At 67.2% G+C, this 19927-nt stretch carries 19 protein-coding genes and 1 tRNA gene; 9 read left to right on the plus strand and 11 right to left on the minus strand.

Going from position 1 to position 19927, the window contains the following annotated elements; genetic code table 11:
• Window positions 1-126: 126 nt before the first annotated feature.
• Together ACUTAG_RS21320 and ACUTAG_RS21325 are read left to right on the plus strand one after the other, a co-directional pair.
• The gene (locus tag ACUTAG_RS21320; protein WP_080564301.1) at window positions 127-375 is read left to right on the plus strand and encodes a hypothetical protein; all 249 of its coding nucleotides are present in this window, start codon (window positions 127-129) and stop codon (window positions 373-375) included.
• On the plus strand, window positions 362-523 hold the full coding sequence (locus tag ACUTAG_RS21325; protein ID WP_153228617.1) for a hypothetical protein: 162 nt from the start codon (window positions 362-364) through the stop codon (window positions 521-523). Before ACUTAG_RS21320 ends, ACUTAG_RS21325 begins: the two co-directional genes overlap by 14 nt.
• Before the next feature lie 87 nt (window positions 524-610).
• On the opposite strand, the gene ACUTAG_RS21330 is transcribed toward ACUTAG_RS21325, so the two are convergent.
• Window positions 611-949, minus strand: coding sequence for a virulence factor (locus ACUTAG_RS21330; protein WP_006389096.1), 339 nt, complete (start codon window positions 947-949; stop codon window positions 611-613).
• A 351-nt stretch (window positions 950-1300) separates the two neighbouring features.
• Window positions 1301-1801, minus strand: a complete 501-nt coding sequence (locus tag ACUTAG_RS21335) for an ASCH domain-containing protein (protein ID WP_006389097.1) — start codon at window positions 1799-1801, stop codon at window positions 1301-1303.
• Between the two features lie 191 nt (window positions 1802-1992).
• Here ACUTAG_RS21335 and ACUTAG_RS21340 point away from each other — a divergent pair, with 191 nt between their 5' ends.
• Entirely contained in the window at window positions 1993-2193 is a 201-nt protein-coding gene (locus ACUTAG_RS21340; protein WP_006389098.1) for a hypothetical protein, read from the plus strand.
• Window positions 2194-2253: 60 nt separating this feature from the next.
• On the plus strand, window positions 2254-3453 hold the full coding sequence (locus tag ACUTAG_RS21345; protein ID WP_047992653.1) for an amidohydrolase family protein: 1200 nt from the start codon (window positions 2254-2256) through the stop codon (window positions 3451-3453).
• 14 nt (window positions 3454-3467) lie between these two features.
• Here ACUTAG_RS21345 and ACUTAG_RS21350 read toward each other — a convergent pair whose 3' ends face one another.
• Entirely contained in the window at window positions 3468-4346 is an 879-nt protein-coding gene (locus tag ACUTAG_RS21350; RefSeq protein ID WP_020924871.1) for a LysR family transcriptional regulator, read from the minus strand.
• Window positions 4347-4504: 158 nt separating this feature from the next.
• Between ACUTAG_RS21350 and ACUTAG_RS21355 the strand changes: the two genes are divergently transcribed.
• The 3 genes from ACUTAG_RS21355 (at window position 4505) to ACUTAG_RS21365 (ending at window position 7650) form a co-directional block, all read left to right on the plus strand.
• Entirely contained in the window at window positions 4505-5632 is a 1128-nt protein-coding gene (locus tag ACUTAG_RS21355; protein ID WP_148316338.1) for a mandelate racemase/muconate lactonizing enzyme family protein, read from the plus strand.
• Window positions 5633-5645: 13 nt separating this feature from the next.
• Window positions 5646-6554, plus strand: a complete 909-nt coding sequence (locus ACUTAG_RS21360; protein ID WP_148316340.1) for a dihydrodipicolinate synthase family protein — start codon at window positions 5646-5648, stop codon at window positions 6552-6554.
• Window positions 6555-6672: 118 nt separating this feature from the next.
• Complete coding sequence (locus tag ACUTAG_RS21365; RefSeq protein ID WP_148316342.1) at window positions 6673-7650, plus strand: Bug family tripartite tricarboxylate transporter substrate binding protein; 978 nt, start codon at window positions 6673-6675, stop codon at window positions 7648-7650.
• Window positions 7651-7665: 15 nt separating this feature from the next.
• Here ACUTAG_RS21365 and ACUTAG_RS21370 read toward each other — a convergent pair whose 3' ends face one another.
• From ACUTAG_RS21370 to ACUTAG_RS21400, 7 genes are all read right to left on the minus strand, one after another.
• Window positions 7666-9936, minus strand: a complete 2271-nt coding sequence (locus tag ACUTAG_RS21370; RefSeq protein ID WP_187378249.1) for a TonB-dependent receptor — start codon at window positions 9934-9936, stop codon at window positions 7666-7668.
• A gap of 109 nt (window positions 9937-10045) precedes the next feature.
• Window positions 10046-11026 carry a siderophore ABC transporter substrate-binding protein gene (locus ACUTAG_RS21375; protein WP_148316344.1) on the minus strand — a complete coding sequence of 327 codons (981 nt, stop codon included), beginning with the start codon at window positions 11024-11026 and terminating at the stop codon, window positions 10046-10048.
• Complete coding sequence (locus tag ACUTAG_RS21380; RefSeq protein ID WP_054506996.1) at window positions 11023-11799, minus strand: iron ABC transporter ATP-binding protein; 777 nt, start codon at window positions 11797-11799, stop codon at window positions 11023-11025. The genes ACUTAG_RS21375 and ACUTAG_RS21380 overlap by 4 nt, the downstream gene beginning before the upstream one ends.
• On the minus strand, window positions 11796-12719 hold the full coding sequence (locus tag ACUTAG_RS21385) for an iron chelate uptake ABC transporter family permease subunit (RefSeq protein WP_148316871.1): 924 nt from the start codon (window positions 12717-12719) through the stop codon (window positions 11796-11798). The genes ACUTAG_RS21380 and ACUTAG_RS21385 overlap by 4 nt, the downstream gene beginning before the upstream one ends.
• A 20-nt stretch (window positions 12720-12739) precedes the next feature.
• Window positions 12740-13681, minus strand: coding sequence for an ABC transporter permease (locus tag ACUTAG_RS21390; RefSeq protein WP_026382302.1), 942 nt, complete (start codon window positions 13679-13681; stop codon window positions 12740-12742).
• Complete coding sequence (locus tag ACUTAG_RS21395; RefSeq protein ID WP_148316346.1) at window positions 13681-15447, minus strand: ABC transporter ATP-binding protein; 1767 nt, start codon at window positions 15445-15447, stop codon at window positions 13681-13683. The genes ACUTAG_RS21390 and ACUTAG_RS21395 overlap by 1 nt, the downstream gene beginning before the upstream one ends.
• Window positions 15441-17234, minus strand: a complete 1794-nt coding sequence (locus ACUTAG_RS21400) for an ABC transporter ATP-binding protein (RefSeq protein ID WP_148316348.1) — start codon at window positions 17232-17234, stop codon at window positions 15441-15443. Before ACUTAG_RS21400 ends, ACUTAG_RS21395 begins: the two co-directional genes overlap by 7 nt.
• Before the next feature lie 133 nt (window positions 17235-17367).
• On the opposite strand from ACUTAG_RS21400, the gene ACUTAG_RS21405 reads away from it, so the two are divergent.
• Window positions 17368-17997 (plus strand): TetR/AcrR family transcriptional regulator, encoded by a 630-nt coding sequence (locus ACUTAG_RS21405; protein ID WP_006389111.1) that lies wholly within the window; start codon window positions 17368-17370, stop codon window positions 17995-17997.
• Window positions 17998-18152: 155 nt separating this feature from the next.
• Here ACUTAG_RS21405 and ACUTAG_RS21410 read toward each other — a convergent pair.
• Window positions 18153-18243, minus strand: a tRNA-Ser gene (locus ACUTAG_RS21410).
• 257 nt (window positions 18244-18500) lie between these two features.
• Between ACUTAG_RS21410 and ACUTAG_RS21415 the strand changes: the two genes are divergently transcribed.
• Window positions 18501-19826 (plus strand): cation:proton antiporter domain-containing protein, encoded by a 1326-nt coding sequence (locus ACUTAG_RS21415; RefSeq protein ID WP_262352220.1) that lies wholly within the window; start codon window positions 18501-18503, stop codon window positions 19824-19826.
• The last annotated feature ends 101 nt before the right edge of the window (window positions 19827-19927 follow it).

The raw sequence follows: 19927 nt of genomic DNA on the forward strand, positions 1-19927 counted from the left end.
GTTGGCGGCGTGACTGCCTGATTTTGATGTGAGCAATTGTGTATTTTCAATAAAAGGGCCGGATAGTTCGGCACAATACATCTGCGTTTTACACGCCTCATTCACACATATAACAAGGAGTTGTCCATGACTTCAAGAATGATTGGAGATTTTCGGGTGAGATGCGCTGTGAGTCAGGATGACGAGCAGGGCTACCGCGTGCAGATATGGACCCGCCGGGTAGGCGGAACCGCACCGGAAAAATGCTGGACCGTGCCGGGGCAGGCGCCGTTCGCAAGCCTGGACGAAGCGGAACAGGAAAGCCGGCAACTGTTTGAAGAAATCAACGGCGTTCGTTTCAACGGTGAACCGGAGTTTGCTCATGCGTCCGCATAATGGTTGGTGGCGGGCGTCGAGCGCGCCGCGCCGCTGGATCGATCTCGTCCAGGAATCGCCGCGTTGGGCCGTTGCCAAGCCCAATCCGGCGTCGCAGCAACCGCCCGCCGTCATGACGGGCAAGTCCGTCCAGGTCCCCACGACCTGACACGAGTCCCGCCGGGCACCGGAAATTGCCCCGCAGGAAAAAAGGCCACTCCTGGGAGTGGCCTTTGTTTTTCGTGCCGTCGCGGGATCAACGATGCCAGCCGCCGCGACCGTGGTAGTAGCCTCGATCGGGACCACGCCAATGGCCTCGATGGCCGCCCCAGTAGCCGCCCCCGCGGATATAGACCGGGGCGGGGTACACGACCGGCGGCGCGACGTAGACGGGCGCCGGACGATAGTAGACCGGGGGCGGCGGCGCGTAGACGGGCGCCGGGGCCACATAGACCGGGGCGGGGGCCGCGTAGACGGGGGCCGGGTAGACCACCCCTGGCACGCCAATCGAGATGCCGACGTCGACCCGGGCCAATGCGACGCTGGAGATCAGCAGGCCGGCGGCGCCGACCCCTGCGATTAACCATTTTTTCATGTTGCACCTGCCTACTGCGTGACGCAGCAAAGTTGAGTATTCGTTGACGCTATTTTCGACCTTTTCGGCGCGGCGAAGGTAAGCGACCCGTCCTCAATAGCGACAATCCGCAACGGTTGCCGCCGTGCCGGCGGCGCCGATGTTGCGGCGCGTCAGCCCGCTTCCACTCTGGCGAACCCCGGGGTGAAATCGACTGAAATAAGGCGGCGCCGACTTCGGCGGGGCGGACGGGTTACAGGTAGTCACCATCAGCGCGGGCGGATTCCCCTGTCGGCAACACCGGTACGCCTGCGCCAAGGCGGTGCCCCGGGGCCGTGCCTCGCTCCGGAGGGTCGTTTTCCCGACTTCGCCCTAGCGCTCGTCAGGCTGTTGGCAGCGGAACTCGACCACCCAGACCCAGGGATTGGCGGCCCAGGCATGCGCGCCATAGCGCTCGCACCAGGTCAGGGCGAACGCGGTCTGCAGCGGCACGCCCGGCAACAGCGCCGAGGAGTGATAGAGCGCCTGCGTGCCTTCGGCCCGCGCATCCGCTTCGGACAGTCTCTGCAGGCGCTGGATGCGCACGCCGACCACGACGGCGGTGGCGAAGGGTTTGCCGGATTCGTCCTCGAGGGTGATGCTTTCGCCGGATTTGCCATAAGGGCAACTTATCCAGGGGGAAGTCTTGCGCAACTCGCCCTCGCCTTCCGCGGGACCCATGGCGACCCACTTCCCGGAATCGGCCGCGTCGGCATACCAGGCGGTGGTCAGCTTGGTGGGCTGCGGTTTGACGATGCGCCGGGTTTGCACTTTATAGCCATCGAGAATGGCTTGCTTGAGTGGCTCGCTGAATTGGAGTGCTTGCCTTTTCATACCTGTGTTGTTCCCCTCACGTCCGACGCTTGCATACCAATGGTGCTGCGGCCGAGTCGACACGTGCCAACATGGCGGGCTTTCCGAAACCTCGCATGAAACAGTATGACGCGTCGCAATCGTCGTGTCAGGCAAAGGGTTACTTGTGTGTCTTTTTGAATACGCCCCGGCGTTGTTTGTATACTCGGGGCATGAATACTGACCTGCACGATCTCAAGCCCGGTTACTACTGGTACACCATGGCCAACGACCCGCTGGCCGTCATCCATATTCACGACGACGGCGGCGCCACGTTGATGGGCACCGACTATCGCCTCAGCGCCGAAGGCGTCGCGGACATGCTCCGCCAGGGCCAGCGCTTCTTCTGGATCGAACCGCCGCAGCAAGCCTGATCCGGCCGCCGCCCGGATACCCGGGGCATGCAGGCGAGAGGCGAGGCCAAGGACGTCCCCATGACCGATATGTTGTTAAACGACGTTCGACTGCCCGATGGCGCGGCGGTCGACGTATTGATTTCCCGCGGCCGTATCGAACGCATCGGGCCGAACCTGCAGGCGCCCGCCGGCGTGGCGCGCGAGCCGGGGGCGGGCGCGCTGCTGTTGCCGGGACTGGTCGAAGGGCACACGCACCTGGACAAGACCACCTGGGATTCTCCGTGGTACGTGAACCAGGTGGGCCCGGCGCTGACCGACCGCATTGACAATGAGCGCGCCTGGCGCGCCGCCAGCGGCCATGACGCGGCCAGTCATTCGCGCGCGCTGGCGCTGGCCTTCCTGCGTGAAGGCACCACGCGCATCCGCAGCCACGTCGACGTCGATACGGATGCCGGCCTGCGTCACCTGGAGGGCGTGCACCGCACGCGCGCGGCGCTGGCCGGCCGGGTGGAGATCCAGACCGTGGCGTTTCCCCAATCGGGCCTGCTGGTGCGGCCGGGCACGGCGGCGTTGCTGGACCGGGCGCTGGCAGAGGGCGCGGACGTGTTGGGCGGACTCGACCCTTGCGCCATCGACCGCGACCCGGCGCAATCGCTCGACGTGCTGTTCGGCCTGGCCGACAAGCATGGCAAACCGCTGGACATCCACCTGCACGAACCGGGTGAACTGGGCGCGTTTTCGCTCGACCTGATTCTGGACAGGGTGCGCGCGCTGGACATGCGCGGCCGTGTCGTCATCAGCCATGCGTTCTGCCTGGGCGGCGTGGATGCCAGGCGGCTGGATGGCCTGCTCAAGCGCCTGGCGGCGCTGGACGTGGCGCTGCTGACCACCGCGCCGCCGTCGCGGCCGGTGCCGCCGCTGCGCGCCTGTCGCGACGCCGGCGTGACGCTGTTCGGCGGCAACGACGGCATCCGCGATACCTGGACGCCCTATGGCAGCCCCGACATGCTGGCGCGCGCCATGATGATCGGCCTGCGCAACGACCTGCGCCGCGACGACGAGATCGGCTGGGTCTTCGACTGCGTCAGCACCGCCGCGGCCCGCGCCTGCGGATTCGCGCACTACGGGCTTGAGCCCGGCGCGCGCGCCGACCTGGTGCTGGTGGCGGCCAGCGGCGTGGCCGAAGCCGTGGCGCAACGCGCGCCGCGCCGCCTGGTGATCTCGGGCGGCAAGGTGGTGGCGCGCGATGGCCGCTTGCTGGATGGCGCGGCGGCGTAGGCGCCGCCTGGCCGTCAGCGTCGCGCGGCCGCCTGATCCTCGGCCAGTTCCACGAATACCCGCATCAATTCGGAGCGCACCCCCGAGCGCGGCCAGATCGCGCCGACCGTGCGCACCGGACAGGGCGCCGGCAGCGGCCAGCGCTTGACCGGCGCCGACACACCCGTGGTGGCCCAGTCGGGCAGCAGCGCCACTCCCAGCCCCTCCGAGACCAGCTTGGCGATCGAATCGATGCCGTCCAGCTCGAAGCGCACCTGCGGCCGCAGGTCGCGGGCACGCAGGTAGTCGTCGGCCATGCGGCCGCCCACCACGCTGCGGTCGTAACGGATATAGGGTTCGCGCGCAATCACCGCAAGCGGGTCGCGCACCGGCATGTCGACCGGGGTCACCAGCACCAGCGGCTCGCGCCGCAGGTCGCGCCAGACGCAGGACTTGGGAATGGCGAACAGCGGATGCACCAGCAGCGCGCCGTCCAGCTCGCCCGACAGCACCTTGCCGTAGAGCAGGGTGGTGGGGGCCGGCTCGATGTAGATCTCGATGTGGGGATGGCGCGCCGCCCAGGTGCGCAGCACCGGCGGCATGATGCCGGTGAGCGCGGTGGGCGTGGCGCCCAGGCGCAGCGGGCCGGCGGGCAGGTCGGACTCGGTGGCCGCCGAACGCAGGTCGCGCAGGTCGCGCAGCACGTTGCGGGCTCGTTCCAGGATGCGGGTGCCGGCGGCGGTCGGCTTGACCGTGCGGCCCGAGCGGGCGATCAACGCGCTGCCCATGTCCGCCTCGAGCGCGCGCAGCCGCTGCTGCACCGTGGCGGGCGTCAGCCCCTGGTGGCGCGCGGCCTGCGCGATGGAGCCCAGCTCCACCACGTGCACATAGGTCTGCAGGAATCTCGAATCCATCGTCGGGCGCTCTCGGAAGATGCTTTTTCCATATTCTAAATATGGTTCAAGATAATTGTTTGTTTCTTTGATGGCGGCAAGAATGCGTCTGAGCGTTGCGCCGGCGCAAGGCGCGCCGGCCGTGCAACCCGCAATATTCCCCTCATCAGGAGCCAGCCGTGCCCATCATTGAATCCATCGACGTTTGCGCAGCCGCCGTGCCTTTGGACAAGGTCACCTCGTTTTCGAACCGCACCGTCTCCACCCGCCACTACGGACTGGTAAAGGTCCGCAGCACCGACGGCATCGAAGGCATCGGCTTCTGCTACGTCGGCAGCGCCGGCGGCGTGATCTTCGAGGCCGCGGTGCAAAGCCTGCTGGCGCCGGTGCTGCTGGGCAAGGATTCGCACGCGGTCGAGGGGCTGTGGCAGGCGATGTACCAGGAGGCCCTGTTGCAGGGGCGCCAGGGCACGGTGATGCGCGCGATCAGCGCGCTGGACATCGCGCTGTGGGACCTGAATGCCAAGGCCGCCGCCCTGCCGTTGCACAAGTTCCTCGGCGCGGTCGAACTGGAATCGGTGCCGGCCTATGCCAGCGGCGGCTACTACCTGGATGGCAAGACGCCGCAGCACCTGGGCGAGGAAATGGCCAGCTACGTCGCCAAGGGCTTCTCCGCCGTCAAGATGAAGACCGGGCGCCTGTCGCCGCGCGAGGAAGAGGCGCGGCTGAAGGCGGCGCGCGAGGCCGTCGGGCCGGATGTCGAGCTGATGATGGACTGCAACAACGCCTGGCAGGACGTGACCCAGGCCATGCAGTACATCCGCCGCTTCGAGCAGTACGAGCCATACTTCATCGAGGAGCCGTTCGGCCCCGATGACATCGACAGCCACGCCAAGCTGGCGCGCCTGACGCACCTGCCCATCGCCACCGCCGAGATCGGCTATGGCCGCTGGTATCACAAGGAGCTGCTGGACAAGGGCGCGGCCGGCATCCTGCAGACCGACGCGGCGGTGTGCGGCGGCATCACCGAATGGAAGCGCATCGCGGCGACCGCGGCGAGCTATGGCGTGGTGGTGTGCCCGCACTGGTTCCACGACGTGCACGCGCCGCTGGTGGCCGCCACGCCCAATGCGCGTTATGTTGAATTTTTCTGGGACGACCAGGTCCTGAATTTCCGCAAGCTGGTGGACCGCCAACTGAGCCACAAACAGGGCCGTGTGGTGCTGCACCAGGAGCCGGGGTTGGGATTCGGTTTCGATGAACGCATGGTCGAGCGCTACGGCAAGTGGACCCGCATCGGCCGCTGACAGGAGAGTCTTCATGAGCACACGCGCCGCGGACCGGCCGCAAGGCGTCTATTCGCCGGTCCTCACGCCCTTCAACGCGGACCTGTCGCCCAGCGTGCCGCGCTTCGTCGGGCATTGCCGCGCCCTGCTGGAGCAGGGCGCGGGCCTGGCGATCTTCGGCACCAACTCCGAGGCCAATTCGCTCAGCGTGGCCGAAAAGCGCCAATTGCTGGATGCCTTGCTGGAAGCCGGGCTGCCGGCCGCGCGCATGATGCCGGGCACCGGCGCCTGCGCGTTGCCGGACGCCGTGGAGCTGACCCGTCATGCCGTCAGCGCGGGCTGCGGCGGGGTGCTCATGCTGCCGCCGTTCTATTACAAGGGCGTCAGCGACGAGGGCCTGTTCCGCGCCTATGCCCACGTGATCGAACGGGTCGCCGACGAACGCCTGCGGATCTACCTGTATCACATCCCGCCGGTGTCGGGCGTACCCATCAGCCTGGGTCTCATCGACCGCCTGCTGGGCGAGTTCCCCGGTATCGTCGCCGGCATCAAGGACAGTTCGGGCGACTGGGACAACACGGCGGCGATGCTGCGGGACTTCCAGCCGCGCGGCTTCGACGTGTTCGCCGGCACCGAGACCGTCCTGCTCGAAACCATGCGGGCTGGCGGCGCGGGCTGCATCACCGCCACCGGCAACGTCAACGCCGCGCCCATCGTCGCGCTCTACCGCGCCTGGCGCGAACCCGACGCCGAAGCGCGGCAGCGCGCCCTGAACGACACCCGCGCCATTTTCCAGGCCTATCCGATGATCCCGGCCATGAAGGCGGCCATCGCGCAACGACGCAATGATCCGGTCTGGGCCACGGTGCGGCCGCCGCTGGTGGAGCTGACCGCCGCGCAGGCGGCGCAACTGGCCCAGCGGCTGGCGGTACCCGCGGCCTGAGCCGCATCGCAGGACGCCGCGTCATCGGCCGGCCACCTTGAGTGGCCGATGGAAGGCGAGGGCGGGCAAGGTTTACCAACAGTCGCCGGGCACGAACCCGGCGCGCGAGGAGACACGCATGCAACGTAGGGACTTCATTACCGGCGCCGCGGCGCTGGGGGCGGCGCTCGTCCTGCCGTCAGCCCGGGCGCAGGAGCTGCCGCCGGGGCCGGTCAAGATCGTGGTCGGCTTTCCGGCCGGGGGCGGCACGGATGTGCTGGCTCGGCTGCTGGGACAGAAGCTGGGCGTGATGTGGAACATCCCGGTGATCGTCGAGAACCGCGCCGGCGCGGCCGGCATCATCGCCGCCGAACAGGTCGCGCGCCAGCCGGGCGACGGCAACACCCTGTTGATGGCGCACGTCAACAGCCACGGCATCGCGCCGGGCCTGCAGCCCAAGCTGACCTATTCGGCCGAACGCGATTTCTCGCCCATCGCGCTGGTGGGCAAGACGCCCACGCTGCTGATCGGCGGCGCGGCGCAGCCCGCCAGGACCCTGCCCGACCTGGTGGCGTTGTGTCGCGCGCAACCCGGCAAGATCATCTTCGGCTCGGCCGGCAGCGGATCGGCCCAGCACCTGGCGCTGGAGATCTTCAAGGCCCGCGCCGGCATCGATGTGCTGCACGTGCCCTACAAGGGCTCGGCGCCGCTGATGAACGATCTGCTGGGCGGCCACGTGCAATATTGCTTCGAGGGCATGACCACGGCCACGCCGCTGATCCAGTCCGGCAAGGTGATGGCGCTTGCGCAGACCCTGCAGCAGCGCTCCAGGAGCCAGCCCGATGTGCCGACGGTGGCCGAGCAGGGCTACCCGGGCTTCGAGGCCAGCATCTGGTTCGGCATGGTCGGCCCGGCCAGAATGCCGGCCGACATGATAGCGCGCATGAACCGGGACATCGACCGCGTGCTGGCCATGACCGACGTGCAGGAAAAGCTGGCGCAGGTGGGCGCGGAAGACGGCGGCGGCAGCGCGCAGCGGTTCGCCGATTTCATGCGCGCCGAGCAGCGCAAATACGCCAAGACCATCCAGGACGCGAAGATCGTGGCGGAAGGTTGAAATCGGCGGCCGGGATCAGAAATCCACGGTTGCCGACAGCATGACCGTGCGCGGCGCGCCCATGGCCAGGCTGGTCCATTGGGGCATCGACCAATAGGCCTTGTTGGTCAGGTTGTGGACGGTGGCGCGCAAGGTCAGCGGTCGGCCCGCCACCTTCGTGGCATAGCGCGCGCCGACATCGTAGATCGTGCGTCCCGCCACCGACAGCGAATTGGAGGTATCGATGTACTGCTTGGATGCCGACGTCGCGTTGGCGGTCAGCGTCAGGCCGCGCAGCTGCGGAACATCCCATTCCGCGCCCAGTTTGCCTTGCAGCTTGGGAACGCCGGTCGCTGTGTTGCCCTGGTTGATGCCGCCGGCCGTCTTGGTCAGCTTGGGATCCATGTAGGCAATGCCGCCCATCAGGCGCACGCCCTCCAGCGGCGAGCCGAAGAAGGTCCATTCGATGCCGCGGTTGCGCTGTTCCCCGCCGAAGGAAAAGGTGTTGGTCGCCGGGTCGGTGTAGCTGCTGGGTCGGGTAATTTCATACAGACTCAGCGTGTGCGCGAAATCGCCCAGGTCGAGCTTGAGGCCGACTTCCTTCTGCTTGCTCTTGTAGGGGGCGAACACCTCGCCCGCATTGGCCGCGCTGATCGGGGCCGTGGCGCCCTGGCTCAGGCCTTCGATGTAGTTTGCGTAAATCGAGAGCGAGTCGGTGGCCTTGAACAAGATCGCGGCCGCGGGGGTGACGGCGCTTTCGTCGTAGCGCGAGGTGCGCGCGCCGGTCGCGACGTTGTACGAATCGGCCACCACCTGCTGGTGCCGCGCGCCCAGCGTCAGCTGCACCCGGCCATCGGCGAAGGACAAGGTGTCGGCCAGTCCATAACTGCTCAGGCGCAGTTTGGTCTTCGTGATCTGCGGCGCGATGAACGTATCGGGCGCGGGACCCCATACCGGGTGGTAGATGTTGGTGATCCAATCGGGTCCGAGCGCGTTGCGCCGGCCGAATTGCTCGTCGGTGTGAGCGTAGTAAGTGGCGTTCAGCGCCCATTCATGGGCGACGGCGCCGGTGCGGAACTTGCCGCGCAAACCGGCCTCGGCCGACTGCTTCTCGACTTCGAAGCGCAGGTCGCTGACGTTGGTGCGATAGTCGCCGGCGTTGTTGAAGACTTCCACCGTTTGTACGCTGGTTGTCTTGTACTTGGTGTCACTGGTGCCGACCGCGGCGTAGGCCGTCAGTTGGTCGCTCAGGTCGATCTCGCCACGGGCCATCAAGCCTTCGTCGCGGGTGTCGAAAAAGGCCCAGGTCGGGTTGAGCAGGGTATCGGGCTTCGGCGGCTTGGGCACGCTCACGCCGCGCGCCAGGTTGATGCCCCGGGTTGGACCGTCCACGCGGTCCTGGCTGCTGTAGACGTCGATGGAAATGCGGGCCCGGTCGGCGCGCAGGTCCAGTCCCAGCGCGGCCAGCTGGGACTTCTGGTCCTGCTGCTTGACCGCCGTACCGCCATCCCGGTAGACGCCATTGAAACGGATGCCGAACTGCTGGTTCTCGCCGAAACGCCGACCCAGGTCGATATGGCCGCCGAACTGCGAGTCCGACATGTAGGTCGCGGTCAGGCTCGCTACCGGCACGTCGCCGGCCCGCTTGGGCACGAGGTTGACGGCGCCGCCGACCGAGCCGCCCGGCGGCATGCCGTTGAGCAGGGCCGAGGGCCCTTTCAGGACCTCGATGCGCTCGAACATCTCGGGCGAGGCGCGGTAGTAGGGCGAGATGCCGTAGAGCCCGCCGAACGAGACATCGTTGATGTTGGAACTGAAGCCGCGGATCGAATAGTTCTCGGCGATGGTGCCTTGCACGCCGGTGGAGAACACCGAGGGATCGGTGGCGGAAATCACGTCGGTGATGTCGCGCGCTTGCCGGTCCGCGACGAATTTGTCGGTGTAGCTGACGGTGCTGAAGGGCGTTTCCATGAAATCCTTGTCGCCCAGCATGCCGACACGGCCGCCGGTGGCCACCTGTCCGCCGGCGTAGGGCTGCACGGTTTCGCCCTGCCCATGGACGGTGACGGCCTGCAGGGTGGTCACGCCCTCCGCCGTGGCGGCCGCGCGCGGGGTTTCAGTGGCGTCCGCGGCCAAGCCGGCAGTCTGCGCCCGCGCGGACGGAACCGCCGCCGCGGCGAGTATCACGCCCAGCCAGATCGCCGCCTGTACGGCGGCCGCGGTGCGCTTCAACTCGAAGGCGGTGGTGCGGCGGATAGCCTGCGGCGCGGGGAGGGCGATACGGTTTTGACGGCACAGTGCGTTCATGCCGATTCCTTTCAATGTAGGTTGAAAAATTGCTTCGGTTTGAAAACAAGAAAACGAGTGAGATCGAGAATTGTTTATGAAAGAACCCGCCAGGAAAAACGGCCGGGTTTCAGTCCTGGTAGCCCTTGATGACGTCGTCGATCACCAGCTGCAACGAAGTCACGCTGGCGGCGGTGGTGTACCAGGCGTCGGCGTCGACGAACACCACGCGGCCGTTCTTCCAGGCATTGGTCTGCCGCAGCAGCGGGTTGCTCATGCGCTCGGCATCCATGACGGGGCGCCGTTCCATGACCGCGGTACGGTCGACCACGTACAGGATGTCGGGATTGGCTTGCTGAATGAACTCGCTGGAAATCGGCTGGCCGTGCAGGCTGGAATCGACGAGTGTGCTGGCGGGTCTGACGCCCAGCGCGTCGAAGACAAAGGCGTAGCGCGACTGCACGCCGAAGGAGCTGAAGGCCCCGTTGTTGAACATAACGATCATGGCCTTCTCGGGACGGCCTTCCGTCAAGCGGCGGGCGGCTGCCACTTTGGCATCGAGCTCGGCAGCCTTGCGGCGGGCCACGTCCTCTTTGCCGAAGAGACGTCCCAGCGTCATCAGGTGATCTTTGATGACGGCGAGGTGCTGGCCCTTGCTGTTGCCGAAGTCCACATCGAAATGCAGCGTCGGGGCGATTTCGGTCAGCTCACGGTAATGGTTGGCCTGGATCGGGGAGATCAGGATCAGGTCGGGCTTGAGCGCGTGCACCCGTTCCAGGTTGGGCTGGACGATGGCGCCCAGGTCCAGCACGCTGGCGTCTTCCTTGTAGCGCGCGAGAAAGTGCGGCACATAGTCCTTGGTCATGCCCACGATCGGCACGCCCAACTGGTCGAGCGTATCGGCTTCGTTCATGTCCAGCACCGCGACGCGCCGGGGCGGGCGCGTGATCGTCGTCGTGCCCAGCTTGTGGGTGATGCTGATGGGCGAGTCGAATGCCGGCGAGGCCTGCGCCGCCTGGGGCGGCTGGGCGGGCTTGTCGCCGCACGCCTGCAGGACGACCATCGCGATCATTGCCAGGCCCAGGGCGCGGCAGGTGCTTTTCCAGCTCATATCGGAACTCCGGATGGATTGAAGTAGTTGCAGAGACAGCCGCGTTCGTTGCGCAAGACCTCGAAATCCAGCTCGTACAGCGCGCGCAGGCGCGGCTCGGTCACCACCTGCGCCGACGGGCCGCTGCCATGCAGGGCGCCGTCCTTGAGCGCGACGATATGGTCGGAATAGTTGGCGGCGAAGTTGATGTCGTGGATCACCAGGATCACGGTGCGGCGTTGCTCGTCGCACAGGCGACGCAGCGCCCGCATGATCTGCACGGCATGCTTCATGTCGAGGTTGTTCAGCGGTTCGTCCAGCAGCAGCACATCCGTCTGCTGCGCGATCGTCATCGCCAGGAACGCCATCTGGCGCTGGCCGCCGCTGAGTTCATCGAGATAGGCATCGCGCAGCGGTGTCAGGCTCAGGAAGTCGATGGCCGAGTCGACCGCGCTGCGGTCGGCGGCCGTCAGCGTGCCGCGGCTGTAGGGGAAGCGGCCGAAGGCGACCAGCTCCTGCACCGTCAGGCGCAGGTCGAACCCCGGTGCCTGGCGCAGGGTGGCGACGCGCCGCGCGTACTCGGCGATCCGCAAGTTCGTCACCGGCTGCCCATCGAGCAGGATCTCGCCGCCGCTGGGTTCCAGCAGCCGCGCCATCAGCATCAGCAGCGTGGATTTGCCGGCGCCGTTGGGGCCGATCAGCGAGGTCACGCGCCGCGCCGGGAATTCGGCGTCGATGCCGTCCAGGACGGTTCTGGCGCCGTAGGTCTTGCGAAGATTGCGGACGGTGATCATCGTGTGGCTCGGCCTCGGAACGTCAGGGCAAGGAAGTACGCGCCGCACACCAGGTTGACGAGGATGCTGACCGAGGTCTTGTAGTTGAAGGCGTGTTCGACCAGCAGCTGGGCGACGATGAATACGGCAATGGCGACGCCGCAGCCCAGGGGCAGCGTGATCCGGTGCCGGTTGCTGCCCGCCACCGCGTAGGCGATGTTGGCGACAAAGATGCCCATGAAGGCCGTGGGCCCGATGAGGCTGGTCGATACCGCCACCAGAATGGCGATCAGCGCCAGGTAGCGGCGGACATATCGGGCATGGTGCACGCCCAGCGACATCGCCTGGTCGCGGCCGAGCGCCAGCACGTCGAGCGCGGGCGGGCCGCCGCGAGCTGCGAAGCACACCGCCGCCAGTGCCACCGTTGCGTAGAGCAGGGTTTCGGTCGTCGCTCGATTGAACGAGGCGTAGCCCAGTCCCTGGAACACGGCGAATTCGCCCGGGCTGATGCGCAGCTGAACGAACTGCGTGAAAGTCGTGATCACCATCGTCAGCACCAGGCCGAGCAGCAGCATCCGGTACACATCGTTGCCGCCGCGCAGCAGCCAGCGATGCACCACCCAGGAATAGGCCAGCATCAGCCCCACCGAAACCAGGAAGTTTCCGGCCACGCCGAGCATCGCCATGCCGTGCGTGCCCATCAACAGAAGCAGCAGCGACTGCCACAGCAGATACACCGCCTCGTAGCCCATCACGGCGGGCGTCAGGATGCGGTTGCCGGCAAGCGTCTGAAAGACGATGGCCGAAAGCGCGACGCAGATGCCGCCGACGACGATGGCCGCCAGGCGGATCAGGCGCTTGGGAATCACGTAACCGAAGTCCCCCCCGGCGCCCGCGAATACGAAGGCGATTGCCAGGGCGGCCAATGCCAGGCCGAACATCCAGAACCGGGGCGCGCGCTTCACCGCAACCCCCGCAGGATCAGGACCAGGAACATGACGCCGCCCACGCCGCCGGCCGTCAGGCCAATGGGCACTTCGAACGGGTGGATGAGCAGGCGGCCGATGATGTCGCAGGCGAGCAGCAGCGATGCGCCGCCCAGCGCGACGATGGGAAGCGTGCGGCCGAGGTTCTCGCCGTAGCGCAGTGCCACCAGGTTGGGCACGACCAGTCCGACGAATGGAATCGCCCCGACGATGATGACCGTTACGGACACCGTCACCGCGACCAGCACGAGGCCCAGCGCCGCGGTAGCCGCATAGCCGAGCCCCAGGCTGGATGCCATGTCCTCGCCCATGCCGAGCACGGTGAAGCGATGCGCGTACAGATAGGCCAGGGCGACGATGGGCAGGACCAGATAGATGATCTCGTAATGGCCCTGAACGACGCGCGAGAAATCGCCCAGCAGCCAGCCCTGCATGCTTTGCAGGATGTTGTGGCGATAGGCGTAGAACTCGGCCACGGCGCTGAGCACGCTACCGTACATCAGGCCGACGACCGGCACCAGTACCGTATTGCGCCAGCGAATGCGGCGAATGATGCCTACGTACAGCAGGCTGGAGGCCAGGCAGAACACCAGCGCGAACAGCATGCGGCTCGTCGTGCCGGCCGCCGGCGCCAGCGTCAGCGACACCAGGATGCCGAGCTTGGCGGCATCCAGCCCACCGGAAGTGCCGGGCTCGACGAAGCGATTGCGCACGATGTGCTGCAGGATGACGCCGCAGACCGACAGGCCCACGCCGGTCAGCACCACGGCCGCCAGGCGTGGCAGGCGGCTGGCCGTCAGCGTCAGCCAGGCGTCCCCCGATCCGGCAAGCGTCTGCGACCACGTCAGCGGGCTGGAGCCGACCAGCAGGGAGACGCCGCACAGCATGGCCAGCAGGCAGCACAGGCGCGCGGGCATCAGCGTTCCCGACCGGGCGCCGCCGGCGCGATGCGCCAGCCCTTGGCGGCCTGGCGCTGGGCCAGGAAACGGGCGTAGTGCCCTGCGCTTGCGCGCAACTGCGCGGGCGTTCCCGATTCGACGATCAGGCCGTCTTCCAGTACCACGATCTGGTCGGCCATGGACACGGTGGATAGCTGGTGCGCGATCACGATGAGGGTGCGCCGGCCACGCAATCGCGCCAACGTGTCGGCGATGGCCGCCTGGTTCTCGGCGTCGAGCGCGGCAGTGGCTTCGTCCACCAGCAGGATGGGCGCATTCTTGATCAAGGCGCGCGCAATGGCGATGCGCTGCCGTTCTCCGCCGGACAACCGCGCGCCGCCTTCGCCGACCGGCGTCTCCAGCCCTTGCGGCAGGCGCTCGATGATTTCGGTCACGCCGGCCAGGCGCGCGGCTTCCATGAGGTCGGCGTCGCTCGCTTCGGGCCGGCCGAGGCGGATGTTGTCGGCAATGCTGCCGGTGAACAGGTAGCTGTCCTGGAAAATCTGGCTGATCTGGCCCGCCAGTTGCGTCTGCGACATGTCGCGTACGTCGACCCCGCCGACCCGCACGCTGCCCTGGTCGGCGTCGAAGAAGCGCGCAATCAGGCGTACCAACGTGGTCTTGCCCGAGCCGGACGCGCCGATCAGTGCCGTCATGCTGCCGGGAGCGACACACAGGTTCACGCCGCGCAGCACATCGGTCTGGCCGGGCGCGTAGCGGAAGCAAACGTCGCGTAGTTCCACGCCGGCGTCCCGCGGCGGCCGCGGCGCTTGCGCCGCCGGCAACGGCGGGACCGCCAGCAGTTCGCGTATGGCGTCGAGCTGGCCGCGCGCGCCGCGCAGCGCTTCGCCGTAGGCGGCGACTTCCAGCAGCGGGTCGATGTAGCGGCCCACCAGCAGCAGTGAGACGACAAGCGCGACGATCTCGGCGGCGGCCAGCGGGTTTGCCAGTTGGACATTGAGCCATAGCGTCGCCGCGACCAGCAGCGCGGCGAACACCGCCTGCACGGCCCAGGCATTGAGAACCGAGGACAGGGATGACAGCAGGATCAGCCGCGTGCCGGAGCGCTGTTGCCGCGCCACGGCCTGCTCGACGAAGCGGGCGCCGGCGCCGTCGCCGTTGAAGGCGCGCAGCACCGACTGGGCCTGCGCGAACTCGACCATGCGCTGGCTGGTATCGGCGAAGTGGCGATGGAAGGCCCGGTCCGCGCGCCCCGACAGCCGTCCACTCAGCGCGAGCACGCCGGCCAGCAAGGGCAGGGCCGCCAGCGCGATCAGGCCCAGTTGCCAGTGCAGCGCGAGCAGGACGGCCACGATGACCACCGGCGTCACCAGACCGCCGATCACGGGCGTGAAGACATGCGCCGGCAATTGAGCCACCGCCATCATGCCCTGGGTGATCAGGTGCCCCAACCAGGCAGTGTTGTCGGCAGTGAACCAGCCCACGGGCAAACGCGCGACGTGGTCGCCCAGTCGCTGGCGCCCGCCTTGCAGCACGCAGACGCCAACGCGCACACCGGCCTGTTCCACATAGCGCCGGCCGATCCAGCAGAGCGCGACCCCGGCCAGCAGTAACGCCAGCCAAGGCAGCGCCGCGCGCGCATCGCCCGCCAGCAGATGGCTGAGCACGGGTACCTGCGCGCTGATGGTCAGGCCGCACAGCAGGCTGTAGGCCACGGCCTGGCAGGCATAGCGGCGCAAGAGGACGGCATCCGGGCCCAGCAATTGCAGCAATGTTTTCAGCATGACGCCTCCTGCAAAGGGGCGCCCGCGTGGCCGCCCAGCCGCCACATGCGCGCATAGCGGCCCTGGCGAGCCAGCAGTTGTTGGTGCGTGCCTTGCTCGACGATCACGCCGCGGTCGAGCACCAGGATGCGATCGGCGTGCATGACGGTATCGAGGCGATGGGCGATGACCAGCACGGTGCGGCCGCGCGCGAAGCGCGACAGCGCGTCCTGGATCGCCACCTCGTTGCCGGCATCCGCGGCGGCGGTGGCTTCGTCCAGAACCAGCACCGGTGCGTCCAGCAACACTGCGCGGGCAATGCTCACGCGCTGGCGTTCGCCGCCGGACAGCTGCGCATCCTCGCCCACCACCGAGTCGTAGCCTCGTGGCAGGGCCAGGATACGTTCATGGATGTTGGCCGCGCGCGCCGCGTCCTCGACTTCGCGTCGGCTTGCCGAAGGCCGTCCCAAGGCGATGTTGTCGTGGAGACTGGCGTGGATCAGGCGCACATCTTGCAGCACGAACCCGATAAGGCGGTACAGCCGCGACGTCTCGATCTGCCGCAGGTCGACGCCGCCGAGCGTGATGCGTCCATCGGTCGGGTCGAAAAAGCGCAGCAGCAATCGCGCCAATGTCGATTTGCCCGAACCGGAGGGACCGACGATCGCCGTCACCGAGCCCGGTTCCAGGGTGAAACCGAGATTCGTCAGTGCCGGCTGTTCGGCGTCATAGGCGTAGCTGACGTTTTCGAAACGGACCTCGTGGCCCGTCGGCGGGCTGTGCCGATCGGGCGAGGGCGCCGCCAGCATCGGCGTTCGCAGCAGCGCCTGGACGCGCTGGGCGGCGCCAGCGGCATTGCCCAGGTCGTGCAGCAGCGTGTGGAGCAGCAGGACCGGGGCGCAGATGCCCGGCGCCACCAGGGCGAACGGCAGCAGCTCGAGCGGCGTCATCCAGCCCAGCCCCACGAACAATGCGCCGCAGGCCAGCACCAGGCCCAGCACGGTCACCGGCGCGATCATGGCATGGGCATGCGCCATGGCCACTACCAGCGGGCGGGTGAAATCCGCGAATGCCTCGGCAAAGGCGTCAACGGCCTTGCGATACCCGTCATGTGCGCGGCCGTCTGCGCCGAATGCCTTGACCACCGGAATGCCGCTGACGAATTCGATCGTCGCGCTGTTGACCCGTCCAAGGCGGGTGACGAAGGCCTGCATGTTGGCGCCGCTGGCCCGCATGGCGCGGCGCAGGAACAGGAAGAAGCCGGGAAACGGCAACAGCGTGACGATCGCAAGGCGCCAATCCATGGCGAACAGGTAGAGCACGGAGATCAGGATCGCGCCGCCCGCGCGCCCCACCGCGGTGTAGAAGTGCGCGGTCAGGCTGTGCAGGGTGGCGATGTCGTCCTGCATGGCCTGCTTGACCTCGCCCGAGGCGCGGCTGTTGAACCACCCCAGCGGAACCCGCGCCAGCCGGTGCGTGACAGCCAGGCGCAGTTGGGCAGTGAGCCGGTTGTCGGCCAGGTGGGCGAGCAGCTCACCGGCCAAGACCAGCGTCATGCCGGCCAGCAGGCATACGGCGCTGGCGATGGCGACCCGCCAGATTTCATCCCGCGTCGACGCCGCCGCGGCGTGCTCGCCCAGGGCGAGTTGCGCGATATGCGCGATGCCCGCCAAAGGCGCGAGCGTCAGCATCGTGCCGATGGCGGCGCAGAGGGCGGCGAGAGCCAGGCGTGCGCGGATGGGTCGCAACAACAGGCTGATCGGGCCGGATTTCTGGGGCGGGGCCGCAGCCGTATCGCGCGTGCTCATGCAAAGAATAAGGCGTCTGAATAATTAGTTGCATGACTATAAACTAAATAAGAGTTACTTGCATCCAACTAAACTAAATGGACAGGCGGATCAAAGTCATTACGGGTCCGTCGCCATCAGCGGGAATTGCCATATGAAATCGTCACCCCGGTCCGCGGCGCGCGGGCGTCCACCCTCCATCACGCGAGAACGGATCGCGGACGCGGGCATCGCCATCGGCCTGCCGAACATCACCTTCGTCGGCGTTGCCGCGGCGCTGGGGGTCAGCCACATGGCGCTCTACAAGCATGTGCCCAGCCTGGAGGCGCTCAAGCACCTGGTGGCCGAGGAGATCTTCAGCCGCTGGCGAATCCCGCTGCCCTGTGATGACGGACGCAGCGGGTTGAAGGAATACCTGCTCGCGTTCTCGGCGTCGGCCCAGCAATTGGTCAAGCAGAATCTCGGACTGACACCCTACGTGCTGCGCCGGTTGGCCGCGACGCCGCCCATGCTCGTCAAGATCGATGAGCACCAGAGCCGCATCGCGCGCATCTACGGCATTCCGAAAGAGCAGGCGCGCTGGCTGCTGGCCACGGTGGCGTTCCATTGCATCGCGGTGGCGGACACGGTGTATTCGGTGGCGGGCCGCGAGCCACTGGTCGAGGCCGAACGCGCGGCGGAAGAGGCCGAGATGGAGGCGGAATTCGCGCAGGGCATGCATGCGCTGATCATGGGCGCGCTCGCCATGCTCGATGCCGGGGCGGTGCCTCAGGCGCAGGGCTGAGGCATGGGCGCCCCTGCCCGCAGGCCCGCTGGCTGGATATGGTCGGATATGGTCGACACGCCCGGCCAACAAAAAACCCGCACAAGCGGGGCTTATGCGGGTCGTCTGTGTTTTTGCTTGCCTGCGAGACCGCGGTGGGGCTCACAAGCCAAAACTGGCGGAGAGGGTGGGATTCGAACCCACGGTACGGGGATACCGTACGCCTGATTTCGAGTCAGGTACATTCGACCACTCTGCCACCTCTCCGTGGCTGGGTTCCGCAACGGTGAAATTCCAGTGGCCGGCGCCGGGCTTGAGCCCATCGGCGGTTCCTGGTTTCCCACGATCAGATCCCTGGTCGGAAGAATCTGCGTTGTCGGAGCAGCGAAGCCCGCAATTCTACAGCAAAAAAAAGTTTTGTGTAAAGCCCGTCGAGATCGGCGGCTACAGCGGGTTTCATCCGCTTCCCAGCTGGGCGATCCTTGCGCAGAATCGGGTTGTTCCGACCCGTCCGTTTCGCGCCGATGAACCTGATTCTCATCCTGTTGCTGGCCGCCGTCCTGTGCGTGCCCCTGACCCAACGGCTGGGGCTGGGCGCGATCCCGGGCTATCTGGTGGCCGGCGTGCTGGTCGGGCCGTCCTGCCTGAAGCTGGTGACGGACGTGAGCGATATGGTCAACGTCTCGCAATGGGGCGTGGTGATGATGCTGTTCGTCATCGGCCTGGAGTTGGCGCCCAAGCGCCTGTGGGCCATGCGCCGCGAAGTGTTCGCGCTGGGCGCGATGCAGATGCTGGCCTGCGGCCTGCTGCTGGGCCTGGTGTTCGGCGCGGCCCTGCGGCACATGGCAGGCATGGGATGGCAGGCGGCGGTCCTGTGCGGCCTGTCGTTGGCGCTGTCGTCGACGGCGGTAGCGCTGCGGCTGCTGGAGGAGCGCGGCCTGACGCGCACGCCCATGGGCAGGTCGGCGCTGGGGGTGCTGTTGTTCCAGGACATGGCGGCAATCCCGATGCTGGTGGCGGCGGGGCTGTTGGGCGCGGGCGGCGCATCGGCGCCGTCCTTCAAGGAAGCGCTGGTCGCCGTCGCGGTGGTAGCGGTGGCCTACCGTTTGCGCCTCCTGGGCTGGGCAGCCAAGGCGCAGCTGAAGGAATTGTTCACGGCGGCGGCGCTGCTGATGGTGGTGGGCACCGCCCAGCTGTTCGACTATGCGGGCTTGTCGGCCGGCCTGGGCGGTTTCCTGGTCGGCGTGCTGATGGCCGAATCGCGCTACCGCGACGAGTTGGAAACCGCCATCGAGCCCTTCAAGGGGTTGCTGCTGGGCCTGTTCTTCGTCGCGATCGGCATGTCCGTGAACCTGAGCGTGGTCGCGGACCACTGGGCCTTCATCCTGGCGGGGGTGAGCGCGCTGCTGGCGGTCAAGGTGGCGGTGCTGTATGGCTTTGCGCGCGTGCTCGGCCTGCCCCGCTACCACCGCCTGTTGTTCGCGATGGTGCTGGCGCAGGGCGGCGAATTCAGCTTCGCGATCTTCAACGAAGCCTGGGACAACCACTTGATGGACCTGGATCAGCGCGACGTGCTGGCGGTGGTGGTGGCGGTGTCGATGGGGGTGGTGCCCATCCTGATCAAGCTGCTCGAACGGGTGCCCGAACGCCTGGGCGGCATGGCGGACCTGCCCGAGCCGGAGCCGGACCCGGACCCGGACCCGGCGACGGCCGGCGGGCGGCCGGATGCGTCGCCGCGCGTAGCGCCGCCAACCGCGTCGGATACGGTGGCGGATACAGAGACGGATACAGCGACGGATACAGCGACGGATACAGCGACGGATACGGCGCCGGGCCGGCCGCGCGCTTGACCCCGTGCGCCGTGGGGGCATGGCATCATGGGCGCCTTGCCGGGCAGCTACACTTGACGCAGTTTTTCAGTCCGTGTTTCGCCCACGGCGCCGGCCGGTGT

It is taken from the genome of Achromobacter sp. CSND-B12 (assembly GCF_052906545.1).